Below are 3,606 nucleotides of genomic sequence, written 5' to 3'. Positions count from 1 at the left end.
TGCTGGGCTTCCCATTCGAGATTTTGCAGCAGTGGGATTCGGATCGCCCCCTCCATCTCTGACATCAAGTTCGCCAATCGGACGTCACGGCGATTCGTGTTCAGGTCCTCAAGAATTTCTTCGAAATCTTTTCGGAAGTTCGCTAAAGTTTTCATTTTTTCACCCTCCTCATTTTTGTTTTCGTACGTAGTCCTGCAGGACGCCTTCGACGAGTTCGTAGAGTTTCATGTCGTTCTCGAGTGCGATATGCTTCAGACGCTTGTGGAGCATCACGTCGAGGTCGAGCGAGACCTTTTTTCGAATGATTTGTTGCGGTTTCGTCTCAATTTCGAAATAGCCGTCGTCGAGTTGCGACTGTCCGGTCACGGGATCCACACGCAATGGTTCCTTCGCTAGATTCTTTTTCTCCTTCACCCGTGTCGATTGGACGAAGTCCAGGACACGCTTCTGGGCGTTGGGATGGTCTCCAGCAATCTGCCAACGCTTCGTCTGTTGATCGAACGTCGCCCCAGCCTGTTTCAAGGCTTCTCGTAGCTTCTCCTTGCCTACTGGAGCATGCTGTTTCGCGATATCGAGGAACTTCATCCGTTTGTTGAGTTCCGTCACATCAAGGATCGTCAGTTCCATTTCTCTCATGCGTCCCACCCCCTCAAATTCTATACCCGACTTATTTTTTAGCCTCTTACCCTCTTAAGTTTCTACATTACAGGGCTGGACACCTGCATTTCTCCTTAACTTTCGCTCTTCTAGATCGTTCGGTAGTTGATATAAACGACCAACTCCAGCACCTATTTTTCTCTCTAGATGCCTGTTTAAGATTTTCGCTTTCCTGATCTACCGCACTTCGTTCCGGCGTTTACGCCTTCACTTCGCTTGCTGGCGCACTGCGGGATGTTGAATGGAATCGCTTCGCTCCCTCCTTCAACATCCCTCGCACGACACGTGAACCTGTCGTTGATCTTCATCTTTTCGGCATTTTCTGTTCGTTTTTTTCATAAAAAAGACTTGTAGAACTAAAAGAGCAAGGACATACTGCGGGAGGCAGGCGAGGAAACGGCTGGATGGGCAGACTAACCCCTTGCAAAAGGAAAGAGTTAAATCTGCCCATCGGTGCACTGCGTCCAGTGTAGGACGAGGTATCCGTATGTCTAGGCGTTCCAAGATTGCAGGGGAGTCTCGCCCCTACGATATGACTCGCTGCGCTCTCGCACACACAAGGCGTTTCCACGCCCTACCTTGTTGCCTTTCGGCGACTCGTCATATAACCCACTGTATGGCGACCAAAAGTCGCCATATGTCGTGTCACAGCAATCATACAGCCGCCTACTAGGAAATTCCCCACCGTTTGTCGTGGGACTGCCTACGGTCTCGTACCATATGACCCCGTCTGAACCTCTCAACGATCTTTACCGTATCCCTTCGGGACTTAGGCTATGTACAGGGCTCTCCGTCCTTCCCCTGCTAACGTCGCATCACGTGCTGGAACTGCGGTGACGACCGATCCATTCTACTGCGTCGGCTGGATGAACCTACTCGTTTAAAGAGCGAGTGCTGACCTCTTTTTATGTAAAACCAAAACAAAAAGGACATCATCCGATAGCGAGTTTTGTAAAACTTGCTACTGAATGATGTCCTTTTTCTACACTAAAACCTTGAATGTTCAAGGTTTCCTTAGTATGATAAGTGCATCTAAGTTGAAGTCACGTGCAATGTGCCTTCAACTATTCAATAGCAAGTGTTCGTGCACTCGCTATTCAAAAGCGTCACTTCGTTGATCATCTACTCGTCGCCAAACGAGCAGATGGGAGAAGTGGCGTTTTTTGTTGTTTCGTCCGTATTTTGTTACTGATTATTCTACCTCGCAGTAATTTTTCTGACAACACATTTCCTCATAATATAAGCAATACAAGAACGCTTTTTCGTTTTTTTTCGAATAAGCGTTTTTTATATGTAAGTTAATATACCTTTTTTTAAAAAAGTTACTTTTTCCCTTAAAAGTATTGTTTCAACCAAAATTGTATGTAATCTTTTTATAGTCAGAAAACGTTTACAAATATAGGGGGACATTGAAATGAGTTCAATCAGAAAAGTTTTTACATGTTTTGCTTTACTAGGATTTTTGTTTGTCGGAGTCAATTCTAAAGCTCATGCTGCTGGAATTGTAGATTCATACAAGTACTCAGATTACTTTAATTCAGTTTCTTGGATCACTCGTGACGGAGTAGTATCTTTAAGTATTCACCCAGATAAAGATTCTCCATTGATCACAACTAACGGCAATATCAAAATGGCTCATGCTAGTCATGCATTCAATTTACTTAAAAACAAATGGTCAAGTAGCTCAAAATGGAAAAATACTAAAGCAATGAGCGCACAATTTCATTGTCATGTATTAGGAGCAGGTAAAGCTAAAACTCCTTGGAATTTAGAACCACATAGAACGACTACTAGTTTGCCAGAAACAATGGCAAAAGCGTGTAATCCAAAAAACTAAAAAAACAAAAAATGAAGAACTTAAAAGTTCTTCATTTTTTGTTTTTTAACCCTAGTGGAATAGCTACGATAGCAAGAATTCCGATAATAATAGTTAAATAAAATGGCACACTTGATCCATCCATATTTAGATCATCAGTTAGAGAACCTGCTTTGAAGAATAACATGATTGAAACAACAGCGAGGACTACTGTATTAAATGATATGTATACAAAAGACGAAATTTTAGATGGAACCACCAAAAAGATTACATTTAATAAAACTAAAAAAACTAATAAATAAAAAATTGAATTCAAAGAATCAAAAGTACCAGCCAAGCAAAAACACCCCTTTAATTAGTATAAGAAAAATATAGCATTATCTAACAAAAAAAGTTTGAATTAATCTTTTTTATTACTTTTAATTACTTTATCGTCTGGCACAGTGTGTGCCAAATCAATCTTTTTAGTGGCACGCGGTGTGACCTTTTGGAGATTTTGATGATATCAGGGAAACACTAGGCTCCGCCTAGGCTAGCACGGTGAGTGATAGCAGTTTCCCCTTATGCTCTTTTTCACCATTTTTGAGTATTTTTCATTTTAAGATGTGTTTTAAACCAGTTGTTACTTCTGAATTTTTTTGATCATAAGCAATCGTTAAAATCTTATCGTCGATCACTTCGTACGTGTAAGTATAGTCAGGTTCATTCTCGTATCTGACTTCTAAAAAGTATCTTCCTGTCTTCGAATCATACTTCATTTCTTTTTTGGTTATGTCTTGATCGTAATCTTTTTGCTCTAAGAGTTTTTCGATTTTCGACTCTATACTGAGCTTAGAAAATATCCGATACGATGGATACGCAGCAATCAAAATAACTAAAACAATCAACGTAAAAACAAATGGACGTACTTCTTTTTTCATTCTGTCACATCCGATCTGAATGATTTTTTATGAGTAAGTATAGAGTAAAAAAGAGACGAAAAGTTTGTGAAAACACATCCTTTTCGTCTCTTTTTTCGAAAGCGTGGATCTACCAGTCGTAAGATTGCGAGGAATTGTCATTTCACGCAACGTTACTTTTTTTCACGATTTCAGAGCACGCGAGCGTTCGAAATCTCACGGTACAATTTAATC

4 protein-coding genes are annotated in these 3,606 nt (G+C 40.8%); 1 reads left to right on the top strand and 3 read right to left on the bottom strand.

Annotation, left to right across the window (positions count from 1 at the left end):
• Positions 1 to 168: 168 nt before the first annotated feature.
• On the bottom strand, positions 169 to 636 hold the full coding sequence (locus HZS85_RS16545) for a hypothetical protein (RefSeq protein ID WP_214856877.1): 468 nt from the start codon (positions 634 to 636) through the stop codon (positions 169 to 171).
• A 1,435-nt stretch (positions 637 to 2,071) separates the two neighbouring features.
• On the opposite strand from HZS85_RS16545, the gene HZS85_RS16540 reads away from it, so the two are divergent.
• Entirely contained in the window at positions 2,072 to 2,494 is a 423-nt protein-coding gene (locus HZS85_RS16540; RefSeq protein ID WP_214856876.1) for a DUF2599 domain-containing protein, read from the top strand.
• 31 nt (positions 2,495 to 2,525) lie between these two features.
• On the opposite strand, the gene HZS85_RS16535 is transcribed toward HZS85_RS16540, so the two are convergent.
• Entirely contained in the window at positions 2,526 to 2,810 is a 285-nt protein-coding gene (locus HZS85_RS16535) for a hypothetical protein (protein ID WP_214856875.1), read from the bottom strand.
• Positions 2,811 to 3,066: 256 nt separating this feature from the next.
• Positions 3,067 to 3,393, bottom strand: coding sequence for a DUF3139 domain-containing protein (locus tag HZS85_RS16530; RefSeq protein ID WP_214856874.1), 327 nt, complete (start codon positions 3,391 to 3,393; stop codon positions 3,067 to 3,069).
• Between the last annotated feature and the right edge of the window lie 213 nt (positions 3,394 to 3,606).

This window comes from Exiguobacterium sp. s130 (genome assembly GCF_018619055.1).
Taxonomy (GTDB): Bacteria; Bacillota; Bacilli; order Exiguobacteriales; family Exiguobacteriaceae; genus Exiguobacterium_A.
Note: the sequence above shows the minus strand (reverse complement) of the source record. Positions and strands in the feature narration are given on the sequence as shown.